At 51.5% G+C, this 309-nt stretch carries 1 protein-coding gene; it reads left to right on the forward strand.

The genetic code is table 11. The features are described from left to right. Nucleotides 1-225 (forward strand): hypothetical protein (locus tag AACR93_RS05450; protein WP_231557031.1); only part of this gene is annotated, 225 nt, incomplete at its 5' end. Nucleotides 226-309: the final 84 nt, after the last annotated feature.

The raw sequence follows: 309 nt of genomic DNA on the forward strand, positions 1-309 counted from the left end.
GCTCATCACGTGCGTATTCCGGTGAAGTTGAACAGTGATTCCGGAATCTGTGAACACCATTTCCGGAAAGTATGCGGACAGGGATTCTTCGAGCAGAAGCTGAGCTTTGAGGGGAGGCATCTTTTCGACTCACTGAACAAGCCAGCAGCCAAGCGCAGCGCGGCAGTTGTGGATCCAAGACGTTGGAACAGGACGGTTCATCTGACATCAGAGTACGTGCACTGAGGTGTCCGGAATCGGTGTACACGCAAGCCGGAATCAGCGTTCATTTTAAACCGGAATAGGTGTTCATTTTCGACCGGAATATGC

The organism is Aeromonas sp. L_1B5_3, assembly GCF_963866575.1.
Lineage (GTDB): Bacteria > Pseudomonadota > Gammaproteobacteria > Enterobacterales > Aeromonadaceae > Aeromonas > Aeromonas jandaei.